Below are 22,880 nucleotides of genomic sequence, written 5' to 3'. Positions count from 1 at the left end.
ATAGAAGGATTATAACGTACTTTTTATGCTTTGAAAAGCATTTATCAAAAAAACACGTACAAATTTTTAAAAACCACTATTTTTGTTCGAGTTTTGCAAACTCTTTCATTTCCAATTACAACTTCGTTAAAATGATTGGCCCATCTTTTGTAATCGCAATTGTATGCTCATATTGAGCTGATAATTTCCCGTCCATCGTTCGTGCAGTCCACCCATTTAAATCTACTTTAGAATATCTCATACCTATATTTACAATCGGTTCAATTGTAATTACCATTCCTTCTTGTAACTGAGGTCCTTGTCCTTGTTTCCCAAAATGAAAAATTGCTGGTTCTTCATGAATCTCTTTACCAATTCCATGTCCCGTAAAGTCTCTTGCGACAGAAAAACCTTCATTTGTTACATAACTTTCAATTGCATAGCCAATGTCTCCTACATGATTACCAATTACCGCCTGATCAATTCCTTTATACAAAGCATTCTCAGCTACTAACAACAACTTTTCTGCTTCATCAGAAACTTTTCCAACTCTATACGTCCAAGCAGAATCTGAAAGACCCCCATTTAAGTTTACTACCGTGTCAATTGTTACAATATCACCCTCAGTTAAAGGAACATCGGCCGGAAACGCATGACACATTTCATCGTTTACAGATGCACATATCGCATATGGATACCCATTGTAATCTTTCTGTTCAGATGTGGCACCATGCTTTTTTAAATACATTTCAACAAACGTATTAATCTCTTGCGTCGTTATACCTGGCTTTATCATTTTCGCAATTTCTTTATGACATGAAGCAAGTAATTTTCCAGATTCATGCATCAAATCTATTTCATTTTTCGTTTTAATTGTAATCATACTACCTCTACCTTTCCTTGCTAAACCTACTATTCGCTACTAAACTTCTATCATACACATCCTTTACGAAAATTTCAAAACCCTCTATTACATACAACAAGTACAAAAATATGTATCATATATTTCTAAATCAAAATAAAAAACAGAAGACCCCTCTGTTTTTTAATCATGTTTACATATGTAGTTCATTTTCAAAAACTCAAAACAACTACCATTTGTTTTCTGTATAAACGTTCCAACCGCCTCAAATCCTGCTCTTTTATACACTTTGATTGCTCTCTCATTAAATGTCGCTACTGATAGTGTTATATAATTGCATCCGTATTTTTCTTTGCTAAAAGCTAGTCCAGCATTCACGAACTGTAAACCAAATCCATTGCCAGTTATATCAGGTCTCATTCCAAGTCCTATATCAACCGTTCCATTATTTATTTTACAAATAGTAAAAAAACCAACGAGAATGCCATTTTGCTTCACTGAAAATGTATGATTCCCTCTACTCTCATCATGTAAAAATTCAGCTAAATCTTCTTCATCTGCCTCTATATCATAAAAAGAATATTTCCCTTCATAATGCCAGTTATACGCAATTTCCTCCGCTTCTTCTTGCTTCATTACTGTATATGTATAACCCATTCTCCCATCCCCTTTAACAAAAAGAGCTGCAATTAAGCAGCTCTTTTTTTACAACTCATAAATCGCTCTATATTTCGCTTCTAAATAATCGGCTAAGTAGTTTGCATTTAAGCCTTCACCTGTTACATCTTCTAAAATTTCAAGCGGCTTTTTCGTTTTACCATATTGGTGAATATGTTCTGTTAACCATTCACGAATCGGTGTTACCTTTCCTTCTTCTAATAATGCATCAAAGTTCGGAATGTCTTTTAACATTCTTTGCTTAAATTGCGCTGCATACATGTAACCAAGCGCATAAGATGGGAAATATCCAAATGAGCCACCAGCCCAGTGAACATCTTGCAATACACCTTGCGCATCATTTTCCGGACGAATTCCTAAATATGCTTCCATCTTATCATTCCAAGCTGCTGGTAAGTCCTTCACTTGTAATGTACCATCAAATAATTCTTTCTCTAATTCATAACGCACCATAACATGAAGCGGGTATGTAAGCTCATCTGCTTCTATACGAATGAATGACGGCTTCGATTCGTTAATTGCATCATAAAACTCATCGACTGACATATCATCAAATTGACCATCGCTATACTCTTTTAATAAATCATAATTTTTCTTCCAGAATGATTTATTACGGCCGATAAAGTTCTCAAAGAATAATGATTGTGATTCGTGAATACCCATAGATGTACCACTGCAAAGTGGTGTACCTTCAAATTGTTCTGCAATGTTTTGTTCATATACTGCATGACCACATTCATGAATTGTTCCAAATACAGCCATACGGAAATCTTTTTCATCATAGCGTGTCGTAATACGAACATCCCCTCTATTTAATGTAATTTCGAAAGGATGTACTGTTTCATCAAGACGACCTGCTTCAAAGTCATAATTCAATTGCTTTAATAGTTCTAATGTAAAGTTCTTTTGTTTTTCTTTTGAAAATTGTTCCGATAAAGCACTTGTTTTTAATCCTTTTTTAGACTCAGAGATTTCTTTTACAAGCGGCACGATACGCTCACGAAGTTGACCAAATACGTGATCTAAAACTTCTACTGTAATACCTGGCTCATACATGTCTAATAATGTATTGTATTTATATGTCTCATAACCCCAATATGTAATAAATTTCTTTTTAAATTCAACAATTTTTTCTAAGTACGGGCGGAACATTTCGAAATCAGATTTTTCGCGAGCTTCTTCCCACACACTCTCTGCTTTCGCTTCTAATTTCACATAAGCCTCATATTCAGCTTGTGGAATTTTTTTATTTCTATCATATTCTTTCCGACACTCTTCAACCATTTTCTTCGTCGTTTCAGAAAGTTTATCTTCACGTATTAAAGCTTCAAGTTCTGTTAAATAGTTTCCCATCTCATCTGAAGTCGACATAGCAAACACTTCTGACGAAAGCATACCAATTACTTCTGAACGCTGATCTACACCTTTTTTTGGTGCACCTGTTCTTAAATCCCAAAACATTAAACTTAATGCTTCTTCGTAATTCTGTATCTTCTTCACGTATGTTAAAAATTGTTTTTCTACCTCATATGTAGCAACTGTCATCGTATAAAAGCCTCCTTTTTCTACCTCAAACTTAATTCGACACGGAAACATAAATTCCTTTTATAATAGAAAAAAAGCTTGGCAAGCGCCAAGCTTTCTCCTTATAATTCTTTACCTTCTACTGGCAGTACATTTTTCACAGCTGCAACTACTTTCTCATCTTCTGAATCAGATAAGAAGATTGATATAGCACCTTTATCTTCACTTGTACGAATCAAACGCCCAATTCCTTGACGAAGTCGTAAAATCATATATGGTACATCTACATCCCAGAATGAATCATTTACGTGCTTACGTTTCGCTTCAAACACAGGATCGTTTGGAGGGAATGGTAATGACCAAATAATAACGTGTGATAATGATGAACCAGGAATATCTAAACCTTCCCATAAATGAACCGCACAAAGTACAGTCTCTTCTTCATTTTGGAAACGAGAAACGAGCTGGCTAATTTCCTGATCTCCTTCATATAAGAACGGAACCGACATTTGCTCCTTACTTACATACTCTTTGAACGCTGCAAGCTCTTGCGTTGTACGGAATAATACAAGCGTACGTCCATTTGTTTTTTGTATATTTTCAAGTGTATATTGACACTTTCTTTCCCATTCATTTTCTTTCGTATGCGATAGTAAGTTTACTGCCATTTGCTCTTCGTAATCAAACGGTGAAGCAACTGAGAATGATAAGTAATCTTTTACCCCTAGGCTATTAGCTGTAAACGCGAATGAATCATTGTTCGATAATGTCGCAGAAGAGAAAATATACGGTATTTTCTTCGAGAACACTTTCTCTTGTAATACTTCTTCAACTGCACGCGGCATAATCACTAACGTGAAGGCACCATCACCTTCTTCACCCCAAGTAATTACATTTTTCTCGTGCATGAACAGACGAAGTGAATGTTCTAATACATCTAAATGCTCATCAACAATATTTAAATCATACGTGTTTACTGTATGCATTTCACTTTCGAATACTAATGCATCTCCAACTTCACCAATTTTTGCATAAAGTCGTTTCGCTTCAGCTGTTACTTTTTCTGTCACAGTAATTTCTAAACGATCAGAACCGGCAATTTCTTTTTTGTTTTCTTGTAACACATCAAAGAATCGCTCTGTTTGCCAAATTGTTTCTTCTACTAAATGTGCAAACTCCTCACGAATATCGTTTTGTAGCAATCTCGTTAAAAGTTGCTCCATCATCGTTTGCTTTAAACGGTATGTTAAAGCTTTTTGAGCTGCATATTCTACAAGATGTCCTTCATCGAATACAACGCAGCTACTTTCTGGTAATAACGGAATTTGCCCTTCACGCTTACGAGCATCGTACGTCCAAATATGATCCATATAGAAATCTTGAGAACAAATAATTAAATCTGCTGCTTTACGATAATGTTCACGAGAAAGAGTTTGTCCACAACGATGACGAGAATCACAAGTAAAGCAATCTTGGAAGTAATCCCAATTTACTTTTGACCATTCTTCGTCATTTAAAAGTGGAAATTCTTTTCTGTCACCATAGTGAGTAAAGTTTTGCATCGTACCATGATCGAATACAAACTGTGGTAACTCGTAATATACGTCTTCAATTACTTCTGGAGCTCGTCCACTCATAACATCTTCAAGTTTACGTAAGCATAAATAATTATCCATTGATTTTGCAAGCCTTACATCAACAGATAGCCCTAATGCTTCAGATAACTTAGCGATGTCCCCTTCTTCTTTTACAAGCTGCTCAATTAACGTTTCATCTGCACAAGCAATAATAGCTGGTTTCCCAGTATAACGCGCGTAACAAATTGCATATAGAAGATATACAATTGTTTTCCCTGTTCCTACACCAGCTTCTGCGAACATAACTTTCTTTTCTTGGAAAGCGCGTTCTAACTGAAACGCCATAAAAATTTGTTCATCACGCTCTTCAAAGCCTTTTTCCGGAAGGATGTCGTAAAACACATCTCCAATCCACTCATTCAACTTATCATAAAAATTATCTTGTTTTCCTACTTCAAATGGTAATCTCTTCTCAGTAAACATCCTTAGCCTCCAACCAAAAAGTTTTTCTATAAAAAATAATAGCAACTGCTACGCATATGTATGCATTTGCTTTCCCCTGTTGCAATACATAGAAATTCACGAAAAAAAATTTTCCTTTCGAAAAAGGAAAATTTTCTTCTATATTAATGACTTTAAATACCGTTTATCAATCGCTGTTTCATGTGAAAGAGCTGACAAATATTCTTCTTGTGCTTTTTGTATTTCATCTACAATCGCACCTTGACTATCCACTTCTTTTCCGAGCTCATCATACGTACGGTGAATAGCTTTTTGAATCATTGATAATTGGAAATTATCCATATCACTTCCTCCTTTACGCATTACATAATAGCCAGTATATGCGCGCTGGAGGAGTTTTATACTATGAATTACGCGGTGGACGTTTTCCGAAGTATTGGTAGTAATCTGTACGGATAAATCCGTTAAATAGTTTACGCTTCTTCGACGCATCTTTTCCGTAACACTTCTCAAATGCTTCGTAGCTTGTTAATACATACGCTGACCATGTATCTAACGGGCGGAATACTTGTCCCATTTCTTTATACAGTTGTTCAACGAGTGCTTTTTCACTTAAACGTTCTCCGTATGGAGGATTCGTTACAACGTAGCCATAATCCTCTTTTGTTGTGAAATCTTTTACTTGCATTTGTTTAAATGTAATTAAATCGCTTAAGCCTACTTCTTCTGCGTTATCTTGAGCAACTCGAATCATACGATGATCAATATCTGATCCAATGATTTGTAAGCGTTGATCATAGTTCGCTAAATCTTCAGCTTCTTGACGAGCTTCACGCCAGTTTTGTTTACCTACCCAGCCCCACTCGTCAGATGCGAAACCACGGTTAAATCCTGGTGCAATGTTTTGTCCAATTAATGCTGCTTCAATCGGAATTGTACCTGATCCACAGAATGGATCAACAAATGGACGATCTGGCTTCCAGTTTGTTAATTTAATTAAAGACGCAGCTAATGTTTCTTTTAACGGAGCTTCCCCTTGATCCATACGGTATCCACGTTTATGAAGTCCAACACCACTCGCATCAATTGTTAATGTTGCAATATCCTTGAGCATTGCAATCTCGATACGGAATAACGGACCATCTTCTTCAAACCAAGTTGTACGTTTATATGTTGTTTTTAATTTTTCAACGACAGCTTTTTTAACGATACGTTGGCAATCCGAAACACTGAATAATTCAGATTTTAAAGATTTACCGATAACAGGGAATTCGCCATTCTCTGGAATATAATCTCCCCAGTTTAATGCTTTCGTTTTTTCAAATAGCTCATCAAATGTTGTTGCTTTAAATTCGCCAACTTTAATTTTTACACGGTCCGCAGTACGCAACCATAAATTCGTACGACAAATCGCCTTTTCATCTGCTTCAAATGTTACTTTGCTGTTTTCTACTTGACATTCATAACCAAGATCGCGAACTTCTCGGGCAACTAACGCTTCAATACCCATTGCCGCTGTTGCAATTAAAGTAACTTTTCCCATTTGCATTCACCTCTTATGTATATTCAAACAATAATTAATAGCAATTGGTCCTATTAATCATTACATTTTACGAAAAATTTTCTCATTAACCATTTTAACTCATACTTTACAACTTCATACAAATAAAAAGCCCTCCTCTAACAAAGGAGAGCTGAGTTATTTCATAGTTGGTTCATAACGTTCTGTAAGCCATGTTCTGTTCCTTTGTACTACAAACGGCCCACGCCTCGTACTCCGGTGGCAATCATCTATCTACAGGTTATAAAACCTGTCCTTTCCCGTCGTTCATTTCCTTGGAAAAGATTCCCCTACCATTATTTGGGTTTCTCGCTCGTGGGGTTTACCTCGTTCCACTCCTATCATTTCTTCAAGGACTTCGTCACTGTGGCACTTTAAAGGTAGTCAAACCATATCCGAAAGGACTTAGGTTTTTTCCCTGCCGTTAAACCAGCCTTACAGCCAGAATACCCTAGCTTATGAATTGGCTAGGCACGAACACTACAGCCATCTCAGGCCGTGCGAGCATGGACTTTCCTCTACAACGTTGGCGTTGCAGCGATTACCCAAACGTTATGACATCCATTAGTATAGTGGAAACAAAAAGATTTTGCAACGTTTTTTTCTATGTAAAACGCTTAAACCTTTTCCCACCTTACATCATTCGTATAACTTACTTCCAAATACAGCTTTTTCTAAGTTAGATAAGCGTTTTAAAATATCCGTATTCGTGTTGTTATAAACCGGTTGTGCAACTGGTGTTTGTACAGGTTGTTGTGGAACTTGCGTTACTGCTAGTTTTTGTTCCTCTAATTCACGCTTTAAACGAGCATTTTGTTGCTTTAATTGCTCAAACTCTTTGTGGAAAGCTTCATAGTCTTTAATGATCATATCAAGAAACTTGTCTACTTCTTCTTGCTGATAACCTCTCATACCTGTTTTAAATTCTTTTTCTAAAATATCTTTCGCTGTTAATTTAATTTTATCCGAAATCATTTTCTTCACCTCAAATTTTTACCAAAACTTTCATTAACTAAATTTTTTCAGAAACAATGCTTTTTGTCAATCATATATACGAGTACTATATTACATATTACTCTGCATTATTCCACTGTTCCTCTTCTATTATATCTTGTAAATCAGAAAAAAGAATGAAATAACTGTGATAATTTTCTATTTCCCCTTTTTTCTTTGCTGCTTCTACAATATATTTGGGACTTCCTGGTTTTTCTTCATCATATACCGCTAAAAGCGCATCACTTTTTTCAATAAAAAATTGATTTTTTAATTTAAATTGTTCTGGGCTTTCATACTTCCTTTTCGTGATACTATCAATATGGTCTGCTTGAGAAAGAATAAATTCGTAATATTCACGATTATCTTCTTTCCAATTTTCTTCTTGTTCTAAAAACGGAGTGAATACCGCTAATTTTAAATCTGGATATTCTACTTGAATTTCAAAAACAACTTCAGCAGCCCATAATTCTACACCTAACTGGCCGCTTATTATAACCCACTCTAAACCATCTTCTACAAAAGTGGTTAATTTACGGTATAATGCCTTTTTTATACACTCCACCCCTGGATGATCATTTTTAAATATTCCAAGTTCAAATGGCTTATATCCTGTTACTGCAATAACTTTCATATCAACACTCCAATTACAAAAAAAGAACTAGCATTTCGCTAGTTCTAACATATCATTTACTTTTTAAACATTCCACCAACGTTTGGTCCAATATTTGGACCGAATGGTGATACGTTTGGTCCAATATTCGGTCCGAATGGTGATACGTTTGGTCCAAACGGAGATACATTTGGTCCTGGACCAAATGGAGATACGTGATGTCCATGATGTCCATGATGTCCATGACCACACGGTCCACATCCACCGCCGAATCCTGGGTCGATTGGGTCCACAACATTTACATTTGAATTTGTTTGTGGGAAGAAGTTTTGGTTTTTAATTTGTTGATGATGTACATGTGTTGTATGTGTTGGGAAAATGTGTGGCACCACCGTTGTTGAAAAAGAGTGTGTTACGCATTGTTTCGTCGGATGAACGACAGGAGCAGTTGTACAAATAGGTCCTACAGGCTTATGCCCTCCAAAACAAGGATGACAATGATGCATAGTTTTTTCTCTCCTCTCTCGTTAAAAAAATCTGATTACACTTTACAGTATGAGAAAAGAGAGAAAGCCGATTGTTATATATACCCATTTATTACAAGGAAATTTGTCTAGTCCTTTATTTCATATACAATACTTTCATAGACAACCCTCCAACATTACTTACCAAAGAAGCCTCCAACTTGTTTTACAATACCTGTCACCTGATTCATCGCATTCATCATCTGGCCAGCTGTGTTCATCATTTTATTTACATCATAGTTACCATCTGATGTTTTAAATTGAGAAACAAAACTAGAAAACTGACTTGGCTGTTGTTGCTTTTGTTTACTCTGTGTCGGATACGGTTGTTTTGGTGGATAAAACATCCCTTGTTGATTAGCATAGGGCGCTTGTGGTGGCATATAATATTGTGAATTCATATAAGGCTGCTGCTGTTGTTGATTCATGTATGGTTGCTGAGCTTGTGATTGTTGAGCTTGATTCACATAAGGTTGCTGCTGTTGTGGTTGTTGGGCCTGATTTACATAAGGTTGCTGCTGTTGTTGAGCTTGATTCATAAATGACACTTCAAACGGTTGATAATAATTTTGATTTCCATAATAAGGCTCGAAAGGATACATATTATACCGTAAATATGTATCCGTATTATATTGGTACATATTTTGCTGTGCATATGGATACGTTTGCTGATATACGTTAGATTGTTGAAACATGCATTCTCTCCTCCTTTACATAAGTTTCTACATATATAATATGTACCTATAAAATAATATGTGTGATGGAGTATCTGTCTATTTTTGTCGGAAGTTTAAATTTTTAAAAAATTAAAAAAGAAAACCCTTCCATGCTATGATAATTAAGAAGAAGATTCTCATGGGGGAGGAATCAACATGGTATTAGGGGATTTAAAACAAGCGTTTTCTCAAAAAAAGGGGTATTGCACAGAGAATGCAAATGAATTATTAGACTTTGCGAGACATTGGTATCTCGAAGGAAAAATATGCATATCAGATTATCGAACATTAATAAAAGAATTAGAAATAAACGGCGCAACAAAACCTACAACAATGACAGAAGCATAAAAATAACAAGAGGGTTCTCCCTCTTGTTATTTACATTGCTCAACTATATTTTGCAAAGTATACGAAACGGCTTGGTGTGTTTCAAAGAATCGTTTACCTTTACCTTTATTTACAAAGCATTGTAACACATTCGTTTGTAAATTATCGTATACTTGATCAATTTGCTGTACATGTATATACTTTGGCTTTTCTTCTTTAATCCACGTATAAGCTAATTCTTTCCACTTCTCTAATTCCTCATCTACCATATCTACAAACGGTTTCATATCCTTATAAAAGTCGTATTCGGTTAGTTCTCTTTTTTTTACATTCGCTTCATTATTATACTGCATGAGTTTTTCTGAAGACTGTATTAATGATTCATTCTTCATTTCTTTCCCACCTTATTATGCACTCACTACGACGTTTTGAAATGTCTTTACCCAATTCCCTTTTTCTTCGTGATGCACTAATTTATTTTCCATATGTTCAATATGCATTTCTGTTATTTCTATCTTATTGCATATTTTTTCACTCGCATCCTTTAATGCATGATTCATTCTAATCCCTATATTCATTTCCAGCAAATCGAGAGAACTTAACATTTGATCCATTTTTTTCATTACATCTTCCTTCTGAACCATCGCCATATACAAAACGCCTCCTTCTTTGCTTTTCCTTTGTCATGTAATTTCGCCGAATGATTCACCACTCCTGCCCACATGACAAAACTAGTTGTTATTCGTCAAAGAAATCATTTCGTATGTCATTTATAGAAATGGTAACAATACAAAAAGGAGGTGTATTACAATGGCAAAGAACAAAAATGAAAAAAAGAAAAACCAAAACAAACAACAAAATAAACCTGAGACTGGCAATCCAAAGCTAGATGGTCCAAACTTCCCTGCTACATAAAGCGAGACTTTATTACGAACAGGTAGATTTCAAATCATCCTTAATCTCCTACTAGCATTACGTTTTGAAATTAAAGTTGTAGCACGCATAGCAGGATTGTTTCAAATTAAGAAGTCCCGTCTTCAAAATGGAAGACGGGACTTCTTTTTTATTATATCATGAACTCATCCATCCTTTTAGCAAAACGATTTACGATAGATAGCCTATAGATTTGTTCTCTCTTTCTTCTATACCATTCTGTTATATTAACTTCCTCTTTAGGTTCTTCAAGTACAAATAGCACATTCATTTTCATATTTGCACAAAACCAATCTCTCATTTTTATTTCTTCATGTAAAATAACAGGATAAATATCTCTAAGTGTTGGCGTATAAGACTTTCGAGTTTCCTGTGCGTAAACTTCATAATCTTCTCTAGACCCAGTATGTGTAGTTTGCAATGCAAACTTATAAAACGAACCATTATAAATTGGATGAAATAATAACCATGCTAATTTTTTTCCTAGTTCTATACGCTGTTGTAACGTTTCAAATTGATAAACCGAAAATCCATACATCCTCCCTTCAATTGTTGGGAAGATAACTGCACTAATATGAAATCTTTCTTGTACTTTAAAAAGTGCAGTATGGAATACATGTTTTTTAAAAAATGTGTTCTCAATGACTGGTTTTTGAATTTTATTTTGTTCATTTATAATAAGCGCTGTCATAAGCCTATTCATATCTCTTCTTTCCCAGAAAAGTAACCATTCTTTTTCCATAAAAATTGATACGCTGAAATATTGCAACAAATGAAAGAGAGGTGCCCGTCTCTTCTTACTTTCCTCATACAATAATAGCTGAGGAAATGCATCTAAGAAAATAATCCAATTAGCTTGTTCGTACAGAAGAAATAAATGTTTTTTTACCGTTTCAGGTAATACAGTGGCATAATATCTCCCTTCTAAATCAGTCATATTCCATCCCGCATTTCTCGAAACCATACTCGCTAAAAAGGCCCACCTGATTTCACTATTTCTTAAATAATATTCGTGATAAGATTGTGTCCGAGAAATATTGTCCACATTAGCTATTTCTGTTTTCTTTTTAATATTGCGAATGATCGCTTTTTCTTTCTCTGTACAAAAATTTTTTTCTCGATTTTGTTTAATTTTCATATAATCATTCCATGTAAACATAAATAAGTCATCATACCTTTCATCAAAAAGGTCACATCTTTTTTCATTTTTTGATATAATCACCTTTGTAAGTAATTCTTAGCAAGTTGGGAGTGGACACACTATGACCATTCGTTACCCAAATGGAAAAAGGTATAATCAAGCTTCACAACCTCAAAAAACACCTATAAAAACACATACTTATAGTAATAGAGGTATGTCCCTTGAAGAGGAATTGAATGAAACAAATCAATATTACTTAACCCATAATATTGCATGTGTACATAAAAAGCCTACACCTCTTCAAATTGTAAAAGTAGATTACCCCGCTCGAAGTGCTGCAGTGGTAAAAGAAGCGTATTTTAAACAACCTTCTACGACAGATTACAACGGTGTATACAAAGGGAAATACATCGATTTTGAAGCAAAGGAAACAAAAAATAAAACTAGTTTCCCACTTCAAAACTTCCACCTTCATCAAATAGAACATATGAAGCAAGTGGTTGCTCATAATGGAATTGCATTTGTCATTATTAAATTTACACTTTTTGATGAATTTTATTTATTAGATGCAAAACATATTATTGCATTTTGGAATCGTCAAAATACAGGTGGACGCAAGTCGATTACGAAAGAAGAAATAGAAGAGCATGGATCCTTATTATCATGCGGTTATCACCCTCGGATTGACTATATCCGTGTACTAGACACGGTTTATTTTTCGTGATAGAGTCATCACTAAGGCTCTTTTTTCGACTTTTGGGGGAGAGAATGAAAGGTAGGAGAAAGTATAATGTCAGATAATTATCGTTCTCGTACAGAACGAAATCATGTAAAAAATCAAGAGAAAAAAACAAATAAAGAAGAAAAACCAAAGAAAAAAGGCTCCTTTTTCAAGAAATTCCTTATAGGTTGTCTACTTCTTGGTATCGTTGGTCTTGTAGCCGGCGTTTCCGCTTTCTTTGTTATGGTAAAGGACGCTCCAAAATTAGATAAATCCAAACTTGTTAATCCTTTATCAACAAAGTTTCTTGATAAAAACGGAAATTTCTTCTATGAATACGGTGCTGAAAAACGAACGCATGTTACTTATGATCAAATTCCAAAAGTAGTTGAAAATGCATTCCTTGCAACTGAGGATTCGCGTTTCTATGATCATAATGGAATTGACTTTAAACGAACTACAAAAGCAGTTATGGAAAATGTCACTGGTGGTTTCGGTTCCCAAGGTGGTAGTACGATTACACAGCAAGTCGTTAAAAACTATTTTCTAACGATGGACAAAACTGCTAAAAGAAAAGTGCAAGAATGGTACTTATCTTACAAATTAGAGCAACAATACTCTAAACATGAGATTTTAGAAATGTACTTAAATAAGATTAATTTAGGTAACCGTTCATACGGTATTGCGACAGCAGCGCAAAAATATTATGGTAAAGATTTAAAAGACTTGCAATTACATGAAGCTGCTATGCTCGCTGGTTTACCCCAAGGTCCAAACATTTATGATCCAACAAAAAAGGAAAATGTTGAACGAGCAACAAATCGTCGTAATGTCGTATTATCATTAATGAATCGACATGGTTATATAACAAAAGAAGAAATGAATAACGCCGTTAAGATTCCAGTAACTGAGGGCCTTCAACCGTCTTCAGAAGTAACTGAGATGAAGTATCAAGCATTTTTAGATGCGGTTGTAAAAGAAGTTGAAAAAGAATATCCTGATGTAAATATCGGTTCAGATGGTTTAACGATTCATACAACACTTGATCAAGATGCTCAAGATTACGCCGACAAAATTATGGATGGCAATCTTATTAAGTATCCGGACGATCAATTCCAAGGGTCATTCGTATTTATGGATACACAGTCTGGAGAAGTTCGAGCAATTGGTGCTGGACGTAAAGAAAGTAAGTCTACTTTCAAAGGTCATAATATGGCAACTGATTTAAAACGCCAAGTTGGTTCAACAATGAAACCAATTTTCGACTACGGTCCGGCAATTGAAAATTTACAATGGTCTACATACCATCAATTAAACGACTCAGAGTATACGTATTCCAATGGTAAGAAAATACAAAATGCAACAAAGAGTTACAAAGGTGACGTTTCACTACGTGAAGCTTTGAAAAAGTCATTAAACATTCCAGCTTTAAAGACAGCACAAACAGTTGGTCTTAATAAGTCAAAAGAATTTGCTGAAGGTTTAGGCATGACCTTTAAAGAAGGAAAAGTCTACGAATCAACAGCAATCGGTAGTAACGATAGTTCTCCATTAGAAGTAGCAGGTGCATATGCAACCTTTGGTAATAGTGGTAACTATAATAAACCACACTTCGTAAAAGAAGTAACCTTCCCGGACGGGAAAAAGAAAAGCTTTAAACCGAAAGAACATCGCGCAATGCAAGACTATACAGCTTATATGGTTACTGACGTTCTTCGTGACGTAGTAAAACCTGGTTCTGGTGGTACAGGTCCAACAGCATACGTTTCAGGTGTTGACGTAGCAGGTAAAACAGGAACACAAAACTTTGATGAATCAGTTCTTCAAAAATATGACATCCCAGCTGATGCAAACAGAGATAGCTGGTTTGCTGGATATACGCCACAATACACAATGGCTGTTTGGACCGGTTACGAAAAAGATGGTCCAAAAAATTATGTTAGCGATCGCTCCACTAGAATTGCACAGCAAATGTTCCAAGTAATGATGAGCAAATTCGCTACAGATAAATCACGCTTTGAACGTCCTTCTTCTGTACAAGAAATAAACGGAGAGTTATACGTAAAAGGTGCGAAAAAAGATGCAATTAAACAAATTAAAGTAGATGCTCCTAGTGGTCTGAATGTCACTTTTGATGGCGCTAGCACAGTTACACTAAACTGGTCTGGACCAGCAGAAGTTGATGCATATGCAGCCAGCTATAAAGCAACTGACGGTTCAAGTGGTAGCCTATCAATAAGTGGTACGACAGCTACTCTTGGTGGTATTAAACCAGGTGTTACTTACAGCTTCTCTGTAGTAGCGAAAAAAGGCACTGGAACAAGCCCAGCAGTTGGTGCATCCTTCACTGCGCCTGGCGGAACTCCAGATGCGAAAAAAGCTGAAGAAGATGCTAAGAAAAAGGCCGATGAAGAAGCTAAGAAAAAAGCTGATGAGGAAGCCCAGAAAAAGGCTAATGAAGATAAAGTAAAACAAGACGAAGCTAAGAAAAAAGCTGATGAAGAGGCTAAGAAACAACAAGAACAGCAACAGGAACAACAACGTAAACAGCAAGAAGAAGCTCAAAAGAAAGCTGATGAGGAAGCTAGAAGAAAAGCTGAAGAAGAAGCTAAGAAAAAAGCTGAAGAAGAAGCTAAGAAGAAAGCTGAAGAAGAGGCCAAGAAAAAAGCTGAAGAAGATGCTAAGAAACAACAAGAACAGCAACATCAAAATACCGGAGGAGATACACCTCACGCAGACGGTACTGTTATTACAACAGAGTCCTAATAAACAAAAAAGAAGTCCGTTTCTCTTAACGAGAAGCGGACTTCTTTTTTGTTATCATTTTCTTTACATATAGCTTTTCTATTTCGATATACAACTGCGCTAATTGAATATAAGAATGATAATTACTCGGTTTCTTTATTATGAATGAATATCTTTCCATAAAATTAACAGGTTGCACTTTTAATTTATTCGTATTTATTTGCATTTCATTCAAACTATGAACAGGTTGCTCATTTAGCCAATAGACAACCGATAACAAGTGAGCTGCAAAAAGAATCATTGGCCCCTCAGCCTCTTGCTTATTTCTATTTCGAAACAGTATAGCAATGTCTTCATGCTTATTTTTCCATACATTCAACATCGCTGGAATACTGTTTTCAATTTCCTTCCATGGCTCATACTGTCTTTCAATATCAAATATAAAGTAAGTATTTTGTATTATTTCTTCAAAAGAATCGTCTGTATGATACTCAATTGAATTTACGCTTTCTTTAAAAAATGGTAAGCAGTGAAATTCTTTCGGTATTTCTATAACTCGCTCCATCCCTTATTTCACCTTCATTCGCTTCTTTCCTTCACGACATACTTCTAACAGTCTGCACTCCTCACATTGCGGTCGTTGTGCTTTACAATGATAACGTCCAAAGAAAATCATACGATGATGCGTAACCCCCCACTCATCCATCGGTACTTTCTTCATTAACGTTTTTTCTACTTCTAACACAGAATCTTTCCATCTACAAATCGCTAATCGTTTACTCACTCGCTCCACATGTGTATCGACAGCAATTGCAGGAATCCCAAACGCTACGGAAACTACAACATTCGCTGTTTTCCTTCCTACACCGGGTAATTTCGTAAGTTCATCTCGATCGCTCGGTACCTCCCCATTATAGTCATCTAATAACATTCGGCATAATTTTTGAATGTTTTTTGCTTTATTTCTATACAATCCGATAGAGCGTATATCTTGTTGTAATTCTTCTAGAGAAACACTTAAATAATCTTCTGGTGTTTTATATTTTTGAAATAAATTTCTTGTCACTTTATTTACAAGTACATCTGTACATTGTGCAGATAACGCCACCGCGATTACAAGTTCAAATGGATTATCATGAACCAATTCACAATGCGCTTCTGGATACATATCCGCCATTGTGTCTAAACAATAACGGATTTGCGTTTTGTTAAGCATATTTCTCCTCCTATATTACTGCTCCAACCAATTATAAAAAGGCACTTTTCCAGTAAATTTCGTCTCTTGTTTTGTCATTTGTTGTGCTCTTTGTTGATTCGCTCTAAATTTTTGACCTTGATTTTGAGCCTGATCTACCGTTTTAATTCCATTCTTTTTCCACTCAAATAAAATACGATCAATATATCGGAAATTTAGTTTCCCACTCATTACAGCTTCTCTAAGAGCTGCCTGAATTAAATTTGGATGATGTTGATCTTGGTCCTCCCACATTCCTAACGTTTCACATTCGAACGGCGAAAGTGGTCTTCCAAATTCTTTTTCAAATACTGTATATAAATTTACTTGCAGCTGTTTTTTTTCTTTTTGATCTTCCTCTATTGATTCATCCATTAAGAAATGTAATATTTTTTCCCATAACGGTTGTAAAGAATAACTTTCGCACATCATTGCTTCTGATCTTTGTCCACCTTCTAGTGATAAAAAACCTTTTTGAATCAACGCTTGAATTACTTCCATACATTTCATTTCCGTTATCGTCATCCGTTCAGAAATCTCTGAAGGAGTCGGAAACGAATTACCTGATTCTAAAAATGTGTGTACATGAAGTACAACCATAAATTCCGTCTCATTTAAACCTAATTTTTTATAATGCATCATAAGCAATTTTGGAATTGCAATGCTTCCCTGCTCAAACCACTGTAGCATCATTTTCTTTTTCATCACCAAACACCTCGCTCTCTAGTATAACACACCTTTAGCTATTTCTTTTTGCCACAATTCGTCAAAAAAACCTCCCCATCAATAGGGAGGTTTTTTATATTACATGAATGAAATATAAAATTAAGCTTGCACTTTACTTTTCATAAATGTATGGATGCGTTCTAATGCTTTCTCTACTTGTTCAAGAGATGTCGCATATGATAAACGAACATTATTTGGAGCACCAAATCCTGTACCTGGTACAAGAGCCACTTTTTCCTCTTCTAATAGAGCCTTTGCCCAATCATCAACTGTTGCATATCCTGATAAAGCTACAGCTTCTTTTACGTTAGGGAATAAGTAAAATGCACCTTGCGGTTTAATACAAGTAAAGCCAGGGATTTGAATTAATTTATCATAAATGATGTTTAATCTCTCTTCAAAGGCTTGACGCATTGTTTCCACAGGTTCTTGTGAGCCTGCATATGCCGCAATTGCGCCGTATTGAGCGATTGAAGTAGGGTTTGACGTACTATGACTCGCTAAGTTCGTCATCGCTTTAATAAGCTGCTTATTTCCTGCTGCATATCCAATACGCCATCCTGTCATAGAATGAGATTTAGATACACCATTAATAATAAGTGTTTGTTCTTTTAATGCATTAGAAAGCTGGGCAATTGATGTATATTCTACGCCACCATAAATTAATTTTTCATAAATTTCATCAGAAACGATTAAAATATCATGTTCTAAACATACTTCTCCAAGCTGTTGTAATTCTTCTTTGCTATAAATCATTCCTGTTGGATTGCTCGGTGAATTAATAATAACTGCTTTCGTTTTCTCTGTAATTGCCTCACGCAGCTGCTTTGCTGTAATTTTGTACTCATTGTCTTCTAAACCTTCTACATAAACCGGCTTACCGCCAGCAAGCTTTACTTGCTCTGGATAGCTTACCCAGTAAGGAGTTGGAATGATAACTTCATCTCCCTCATCAAGTAATACTTGGAATAATGTATATAATGCATGCTTTGCGCCATTACATACAATAATTTCAGATGGATCATACGCAATACCTTGATCGCGAGTAAATTTCTTCACAATTTCTTGTTTTAACGATTGTAATCCACCTGTTGGTGTATACTTCGTATGCCCTTCTAACATCGCTTTATGTGCAGCATCCATAATATGCTCTGGTGTATTAAAGTCAGGTTCCCCTGCCCCTAATCCAATTACATCATGACCCTCTGCTTTTAATGCTTGTGCCTTTGCTGTAATTTCTAAAGTTGAAGACGGTGTTAAAGCAGCTACTCGCTTTGCTAATTTCATTTGTAGTTCCCCCTACATCTATTTTTCAATGCTATATCGTCTTAAAAATTTTCCATCTTTAAATTCAAGATAGTAATAACTATAACGATTGTCATCATCAATATATGTAACTTCCCATAGTGGTACATCATTTTCAAAGCCTAATTTCACTTTCATAATCTCTTTCGGCTTACTTTTTGATTCCTTACTTTCATTGCCGACTTGTTCTAATGTTCTTTGTATAGCCTCTTTTTCAGAAATACCTTCGCTCTTTTTCCTTACTACAGTATCCCCTTTTTTCTCCGGCACCCAAACGATAAGTTGTTCTCCCTTTTCATCTGTACCTTGCACGACTATATATGCAGATTTTCCGTTGTAATAATCAACAGATTTCACCTTTGTAAGCTTTGCTTTTTCTTTAGCAATTTCTACAAATTTCGACTCTTTTGGAATTTTCTTCCCCATTGCTTTATTATAAACATACGCCCCATATATTCCGCTAGCAACGATAACAATAATGATTGCAAAGATCCACTTTTTCATTGTATCACTACGTTCTGTAAATCGTAAATACAGCTGTTTCTTTATCTTTTTCGTCTAATGCTAGTCCGAACATGAGGTCCTGCTCTTTTAACGTACGATTCAAACTATCAACAATTTTATACAAATCAGACGAATATTTAATACGCGTCGTTGATAGTACTTCGATTTTCTTCTCCATGAAAAAACTCCTCCGTTACACAAAAATTTCTAATTATAGAAGAACGCAATGCGGTTACAATAAGAGTACATTCTTTACAACCCCTGCTTCATCACCCATCTATTATAGCAGGACATGTACAGCAAAAAAAGGTTTCAAGTCGAAAACCAACACATTTTGTATACAAGAAGTAAGAAAAATAAAATTCCTCCTACCCACATTTTTTACGCCTGAAGTTTATAAGTATTTCAGGCGTATTTTTCTTCCATTTTTATTCATTTGATGGTTCTTCTAATTGTACTAATAATTCTTCTAATGGTCCTTCATAAAGAGGTACGTTAGGGATCGATTGTAGAAATCGTTTTCCATAGGAAGAACTCGTCAAACGACGATCTAACACTACTACCGTTCCTGTATCTGTATTCGTTCGAATTAAGCGGCCGAATCCTTGTTTGAAACGTAATATTGCTTGTGGCAGCGCTAATTTAGCGAATACATCCTCACCTTGATTTTTTAGCCACTCACCTTTCGCTTCCATCATCGGCTGATGAGGCGGCGTAAATGGTAGACGGACAATAACAAGACAACTTAAGGCATCTCCTGGAATATCTATCCCTTCCCAGAAACTGCTCGTCCCTAATAAAATTGATTTGTCGAACTCTTGAAACTTTCGAATTAAACGGCTTCGACTTCTATTATTCACACTTTGTGTGAGTAATAAATAACCCTCTAATTCATCATTATTTTTTAAATTCGCATACGCTTCTTTTAACATTTCATACGAAGTGAATAAAACAAGCATTCTGCCCTTTGTGGCTTTCGCTATCTTTGCAATATGTTCCGATACAGATTCAATATATCGCTCATTACTTACTTGCTTAATAAAAGGTACATCCGTTGAAACCATTAATTTCATTTGTTCATCATAACGAAATGGCGATGGAACCTTTAAAGTATTTGGAGCGAAATCATGTAAACCAAGTTCCTCTTTTATATAATCAAACGTATCGTTAACTGTTAGTGTTGCGGATGTAAAAATAACACTCTTTTTTTCTGTTAAAAATTCATCAGCAAATCTTTCACCAATATGAACAGGCTGTGCATATAGAACTGTTGAATGAATCGTCCCTTTCGTTTCAGTCTCCATCCAAGTTACATACGAATTCTTTTCTAATACGAGTAACTGTAATGATTCTGCCATCTTTCTCAGCAACTCAATTAAATGCATAAATTCACCTGTTACAACATGCATCTCCCATTCTAACTTACTTTGCAATATATCCACTTGCTTCTCAAGAGCAGTTACTACCCTTCTTAATTCATATATAAAACGATTTGTTAATTCAACGATACTATCCCACAACTTACCTTTTTCTAGTTCTGCGTTATATCTATAGATGAGCGGCATATTATTCGTTCCTTGTTCTTGCTTTGTTTGTTTAAATATAAAAGTACGTAACATTTGGAAGAGTTCATCCGCATCAAACTTAAGTTCCTTCAAACTATAACTTATCATACGGAAAGTTGAACGAGATGCTTGCTCTGATTTTTTCATCATTTTATATACTTTGGAGAGTACATCTTCTGTTTCTAGCGTCCCAAGACGAGATATAACCAATTGAAAATACATACAAGAGAACTGTTCACCCAATGTTCTACTCGCAGCTTCTTCAATATGGTGAGCTTCATCAAAAATAATATGTTCGCATGAAGCAAACAGCGGTTCTTCACTTGAAAAATCTTGAAATAATAACGCATGATTTGTGATAACGATATCTGCAAATAAAGCTTTATTCTTCGCTCGCTGGTAAAAACAACGACTAAACCAATTACTTTGCATACCGCCTGGACTATACGCATCACTACAAATACGATTCCAAAGTAACTTTCCGCCCTCAGGAATATTTAATTCGTCTTGATCACCCGTTTCAGTTTGCAATAGCCAAACTAAAATCTTCGCCTTCGTAAGTGCCATATCATAATTTTTTTCTTCCTCTTGTAAAGCATACTCAAATTTGTGTAAGCAAAGATAATGCTTTCTTCCTTTAAGAAGAGCTACCTCAAATGAAAATGGCATTATTTTTTGTAATAACGGTATTTCTTTTTCTAATATTTGTTGTTGGAGTTGTACCGTTTGTGTACTTATAATGACAGGTTCTTCTTTTCTCTTTGCAAAATAAAGACTAGGAAGCAAATATGCAAGAGTCTTTCCTGTTCCTGTACCGGCTTCAATTAGTGAAAAACGAGAGTCTCTTAACGCCGTATATATCTCTTTCATCATCAGTTGTTGACTTTCTCTTCTTTCAAACTTTGGCATATGTGATTCCAATTTATCCATCGTTTTATTCAAGAAAGCATCAAACTTTGATGAACACGTTTCTCCAAGGTTTAAGGAATAGTTCCGCTTTTTCAGCGCAATATTTCGATGTATTTCATACTCCGCTATATCTTCTTTACCATTCATTACTTTCTTTAAAATATTTTCAGAAAGCACATCAGCTATATCACTTTGGAACACATCGCTTAATTCATAAAGTGATTGCAACGTGACAAGTGGTAACTTTTCAATTTCATTTAAAAATTGTAAAAATAATTCCGCTGTTGCAAGAGCATCACTATCCGCACGATGTGGTTGATCATGTTCTAGTTCATGCTTCTTAGCTAAATCACGTAATTTATAACTATCAGCTGTCGGCAAAAGAATTTGAGCCAATTCAACCGTGTCGATTTTAGGACAATGTATTTCTGTATATCCAGCCTGTCTTAATTCTTCATTTAAAAAATTCCAATCAAAGTGAACATTATGCGCAACGAAAGCCGCACCTTGTAATAGCTCAACAATCATCGGGGCTACATCTTGAAATAACGGGGCTTGTTTTACAAGACTTTCATCAATCCCTGTTAATTCTGTAATAAATGGTGGGATCTCTCTCTTTGGGTTAACAAAAGACGAAAAAATCTCCAATATCTCTCCATCTTCTACTACAACAGCTGCAATTTGGGTAATTTTATCCTTCCCATCTTTCCAGGAGTTCCCTGTCGTCTCTAAATCAACAACGACATAACGCTTACTCATATATGTAACACCTCAATTTCTTACCTTTCAAACAACAATAATTTATATAATGTTACTATACCACGTTTTATCTCATCTTAATGAAAAGATGCACAAAAAAGCTATCTCCGCAATGGAGATAGCCTTTCTACTTATAATATCGTACCCGCTTTTTCAGCACCTAACATTTCAATAATTTGATTATTATCGTCTAGTACTGCAATTTTGGGTTCTTGTTTATGAACCTCTTCTTCCGTAACTAGCCCATAACAAATAATAATTACTTTGTCCCCTGGTTGTACAAGCCTTGCCGCAGCACCGTTTAAACAAACAACACCACTACCGCGTTCCCCTTTAATAACGTATGTCTCTAAACGAGCACCATTATTATTATTTACAATTTGGACTTTTTCGTTTTCTACAATATTTACTGCATCCATTAAATCTTCATCAATTGTAATACTACCTACATAATTTAAATTTGCCTCCGTTACAGTTGCACGATGTAACTTTGCTCTCATCATTGTGCGAAACATAGGTGCT

At 35.4% G+C, this 22,880-nt stretch carries 25 protein-coding genes and 1 other RNA gene; 4 read left to right on the top strand and 22 right to left on the bottom strand.

The genetic code is table 11. From position 1 onward, the window contains the following. Window positions 1-115: 115 nt before the first annotated feature. The 11 genes from QCI81_RS22060 to QCI81_RS22010 all read right to left on the bottom strand — a co-directional run bounded on the left by QCI81_RS22060 (window position 116) and on the right by QCI81_RS22010 (window position 9,468). Window positions 116-862, bottom strand: coding sequence for a type I methionyl aminopeptidase (locus QCI81_RS22060; RefSeq protein ID WP_000628419.1), 747 nt, complete (start codon window positions 860-862; stop codon window positions 116-118). A 162-nt stretch (window positions 863-1,024) separates the two neighbouring features. Then, window positions 1,025-1,498: a GNAT family N-acetyltransferase gene (locus QCI81_RS22055; RefSeq protein WP_000542514.1), complete on the bottom strand. Its 474-nt coding sequence runs from the start codon at window positions 1,496-1,498 to the stop codon at window positions 1,025-1,027. A gap of 48 nt (window positions 1,499-1,546) precedes the next feature. Beyond that, window positions 1,547-3,064: a carboxypeptidase gene (gene ypwA, locus QCI81_RS22050; protein ID WP_071730802.1), complete on the bottom strand. Its 1,518-nt coding sequence runs from the start codon at window positions 3,062-3,064 to the stop codon at window positions 1,547-1,549. Between the two features lie 101 nt (window positions 3,065-3,165). After that, the gene (locus QCI81_RS22045; protein ID WP_000493704.1) at window positions 3,166-5,103 is read right to left on the bottom strand and encodes an ATP-dependent DNA helicase; all 1,938 of its coding nucleotides are present in this window, start codon (window positions 5,101-5,103) and stop codon (window positions 3,166-3,168) included. A gap of 138 nt (window positions 5,104-5,241) precedes the next feature. Then, the gene (locus QCI81_RS22040) at window positions 5,242-5,424 is read right to left on the bottom strand and encodes a DUF3921 domain-containing protein (RefSeq protein ID WP_000368570.1); all 183 of its coding nucleotides are present in this window, start codon (window positions 5,422-5,424) and stop codon (window positions 5,242-5,244) included. Between the two features lie 61 nt (window positions 5,425-5,485). After that, window positions 5,486-6,625, bottom strand: coding sequence for a THUMP domain-containing class I SAM-dependent RNA methyltransferase (locus tag QCI81_RS22035; RefSeq protein WP_000521227.1), 1,140 nt, complete (start codon window positions 6,623-6,625; stop codon window positions 5,486-5,488). Between the two features lie 180 nt (window positions 6,626-6,805). After that, window positions 6,806-7,196, bottom strand: an RNA gene (rnpB, locus tag QCI81_RS22030) — RNase P RNA component class B. 86 nt (window positions 7,197-7,282) lie between these two features. Beyond that, window positions 7,283-7,618, bottom strand: coding sequence for a cell division regulator GpsB (gpsB, locus tag QCI81_RS22025; RefSeq protein WP_000622431.1), 336 nt, complete (start codon window positions 7,616-7,618; stop codon window positions 7,283-7,285). A 97-nt stretch (window positions 7,619-7,715) separates the two neighbouring features. Next, window positions 7,716-8,270: an SLOG family protein gene (locus QCI81_RS22020; RefSeq protein ID WP_353810888.1), complete on the bottom strand. Its 555-nt coding sequence runs from the start codon at window positions 8,268-8,270 to the stop codon at window positions 7,716-7,718. Between the two features lie 56 nt (window positions 8,271-8,326). Further along, a complete protein-coding gene (locus QCI81_RS22015) occupies window positions 8,327-8,755 on the bottom strand; it encodes a CotD family spore coat protein (protein ID WP_000546290.1) in 429 nt (142 codons plus the stop codon). A gap of 155 nt (window positions 8,756-8,910) precedes the next feature. After that, entirely contained in the window at window positions 8,911-9,468 is a 558-nt protein-coding gene (locus QCI81_RS22010) for a YppG family protein (protein WP_000487718.1), read from the bottom strand. 177 nt (window positions 9,469-9,645) lie between these two features. On the opposite strand from QCI81_RS22010, the gene QCI81_RS22005 reads away from it, so the two are divergent. After that, window positions 9,646-9,837, top strand: coding sequence for a YppF family protein (locus QCI81_RS22005; RefSeq protein WP_000242652.1), 192 nt, complete (start codon window positions 9,646-9,648; stop codon window positions 9,835-9,837). A gap of 26 nt (window positions 9,838-9,863) precedes the next feature. Here the strand turns inward: QCI81_RS22005 and QCI81_RS22000 are convergent, their stop codons facing one another. Further along, window positions 9,864-10,208, bottom strand: a complete 345-nt coding sequence (locus QCI81_RS22000; protein ID WP_000787408.1) for a YppE family protein — start codon at window positions 10,206-10,208, stop codon at window positions 9,864-9,866. A gap of 15 nt (window positions 10,209-10,223) precedes the next feature. After that, window positions 10,224-10,466: a hypothetical protein gene (locus QCI81_RS21995; protein WP_001252036.1), complete on the bottom strand. Its 243-nt coding sequence runs from the start codon at window positions 10,464-10,466 to the stop codon at window positions 10,224-10,226. Window positions 10,467-10,551: 85 nt separating this feature from the next. On the opposite strand from QCI81_RS21995, the gene QCI81_RS21990 reads away from it, so the two are divergent. Next, window positions 10,552-10,731, top strand: a complete 180-nt coding sequence (locus tag QCI81_RS21990; protein ID WP_001987054.1) for a hypothetical protein — start codon at window positions 10,552-10,554, stop codon at window positions 10,729-10,731. 151 nt (window positions 10,732-10,882) lie between these two features. Here QCI81_RS21990 and QCI81_RS21985 read toward each other — a convergent pair whose 3' ends face one another. Beyond that, complete coding sequence (locus QCI81_RS21985) at window positions 10,883-11,908, bottom strand: DUF2515 domain-containing protein (RefSeq protein ID WP_000495657.1); 1,026 nt, start codon at window positions 11,906-11,908, stop codon at window positions 10,883-10,885. A 103-nt stretch (window positions 11,909-12,011) separates the two neighbouring features. Between QCI81_RS21985 and recU the strand changes: the two genes are divergently transcribed. Both recU and QCI81_RS21975 read left to right on the top strand, forming a co-directional pair. Further along, window positions 12,012-12,614 (top strand): Holliday junction resolvase RecU, encoded by a 603-nt coding sequence (recU, locus tag QCI81_RS21980; protein WP_000155599.1) that lies wholly within the window; start codon window positions 12,012-12,014, stop codon window positions 12,612-12,614. A 66-nt stretch (window positions 12,615-12,680) separates the two neighbouring features. Continuing rightward, window positions 12,681-15,377: a PBP1A family penicillin-binding protein gene (locus QCI81_RS21975; protein WP_001283108.1), complete on the top strand. Its 2,697-nt coding sequence runs from the start codon at window positions 12,681-12,683 to the stop codon at window positions 15,375-15,377. 25 nt (window positions 15,378-15,402) lie between these two features. Here the strand turns inward: QCI81_RS21975 and QCI81_RS21970 are convergent, their stop codons facing one another. The 8 genes from QCI81_RS21970 to panD form a co-directional block, all read right to left on the bottom strand. After that, window positions 15,403-15,921 carry a YpoC family protein gene (locus tag QCI81_RS21970; protein WP_000442658.1) on the bottom strand — a complete coding sequence of 173 codons (519 nt, stop codon included), beginning with the start codon at window positions 15,919-15,921 and terminating at the stop codon, window positions 15,403-15,405. Window positions 15,922-15,924: 3 nt separating this feature from the next. After that, entirely contained in the window at window positions 15,925-16,572 is a 648-nt protein-coding gene (nth, locus tag QCI81_RS21965; RefSeq protein ID WP_000933035.1) for an endonuclease III, read from the bottom strand. 15 nt (window positions 16,573-16,587) lie between these two features. After that, window positions 16,588-17,295: a DNA replication protein DnaD gene (gene dnaD, locus QCI81_RS21960; RefSeq protein WP_071730798.1), complete on the bottom strand. Its 708-nt coding sequence runs from the start codon at window positions 17,293-17,295 to the stop codon at window positions 16,588-16,590. Window positions 17,296-17,415: 120 nt separating this feature from the next. After that, entirely contained in the window at window positions 17,416-18,603 is a 1,188-nt protein-coding gene (aspB, locus tag QCI81_RS21955) for an aspartate transaminase AspB (protein ID WP_000761571.1), read from the bottom strand. 18 nt (window positions 18,604-18,621) lie between these two features. Further along, window positions 18,622-19,125, bottom strand: coding sequence for a cell wall elongation regulator TseB-like domain-containing protein (locus QCI81_RS21950; protein WP_000758740.1), 504 nt, complete (start codon window positions 19,123-19,125; stop codon window positions 18,622-18,624). A gap of 7 nt (window positions 19,126-19,132) precedes the next feature. After that, entirely contained in the window at window positions 19,133-19,303 is a 171-nt protein-coding gene (locus QCI81_RS21945; RefSeq protein ID WP_000412179.1) for a YpmA family protein, read from the bottom strand. Window positions 19,304-19,553: 250 nt separating this feature from the next. After that, window positions 19,554-22,358 (bottom strand): ATP-dependent DNA helicase DinG, encoded by a 2,805-nt coding sequence (dinG, locus tag QCI81_RS21940; RefSeq protein ID WP_000044967.1) that lies wholly within the window; start codon window positions 22,356-22,358, stop codon window positions 19,554-19,556. 131 nt (window positions 22,359-22,489) lie between these two features. Next, window positions 22,490-22,873: an aspartate 1-decarboxylase gene (gene panD, locus QCI81_RS21935; RefSeq protein ID WP_000490186.1), complete on the bottom strand. Its 384-nt coding sequence runs from the start codon at window positions 22,871-22,873 to the stop codon at window positions 22,490-22,492. Window positions 22,874-22,880: the final 7 nt, after the last annotated feature.

It is taken from the genome of Bacillus cereus group sp. MG20 (assembly GCF_040459885.1).
Classification (GTDB): Bacteria; Bacillota; Bacilli; order Bacillales; family Bacillaceae_G; genus Bacillus_A; species Bacillus_A cereus.
Note: the sequence above shows the minus strand (reverse complement) of the source record. Positions and strands in the feature narration are given on the sequence as shown.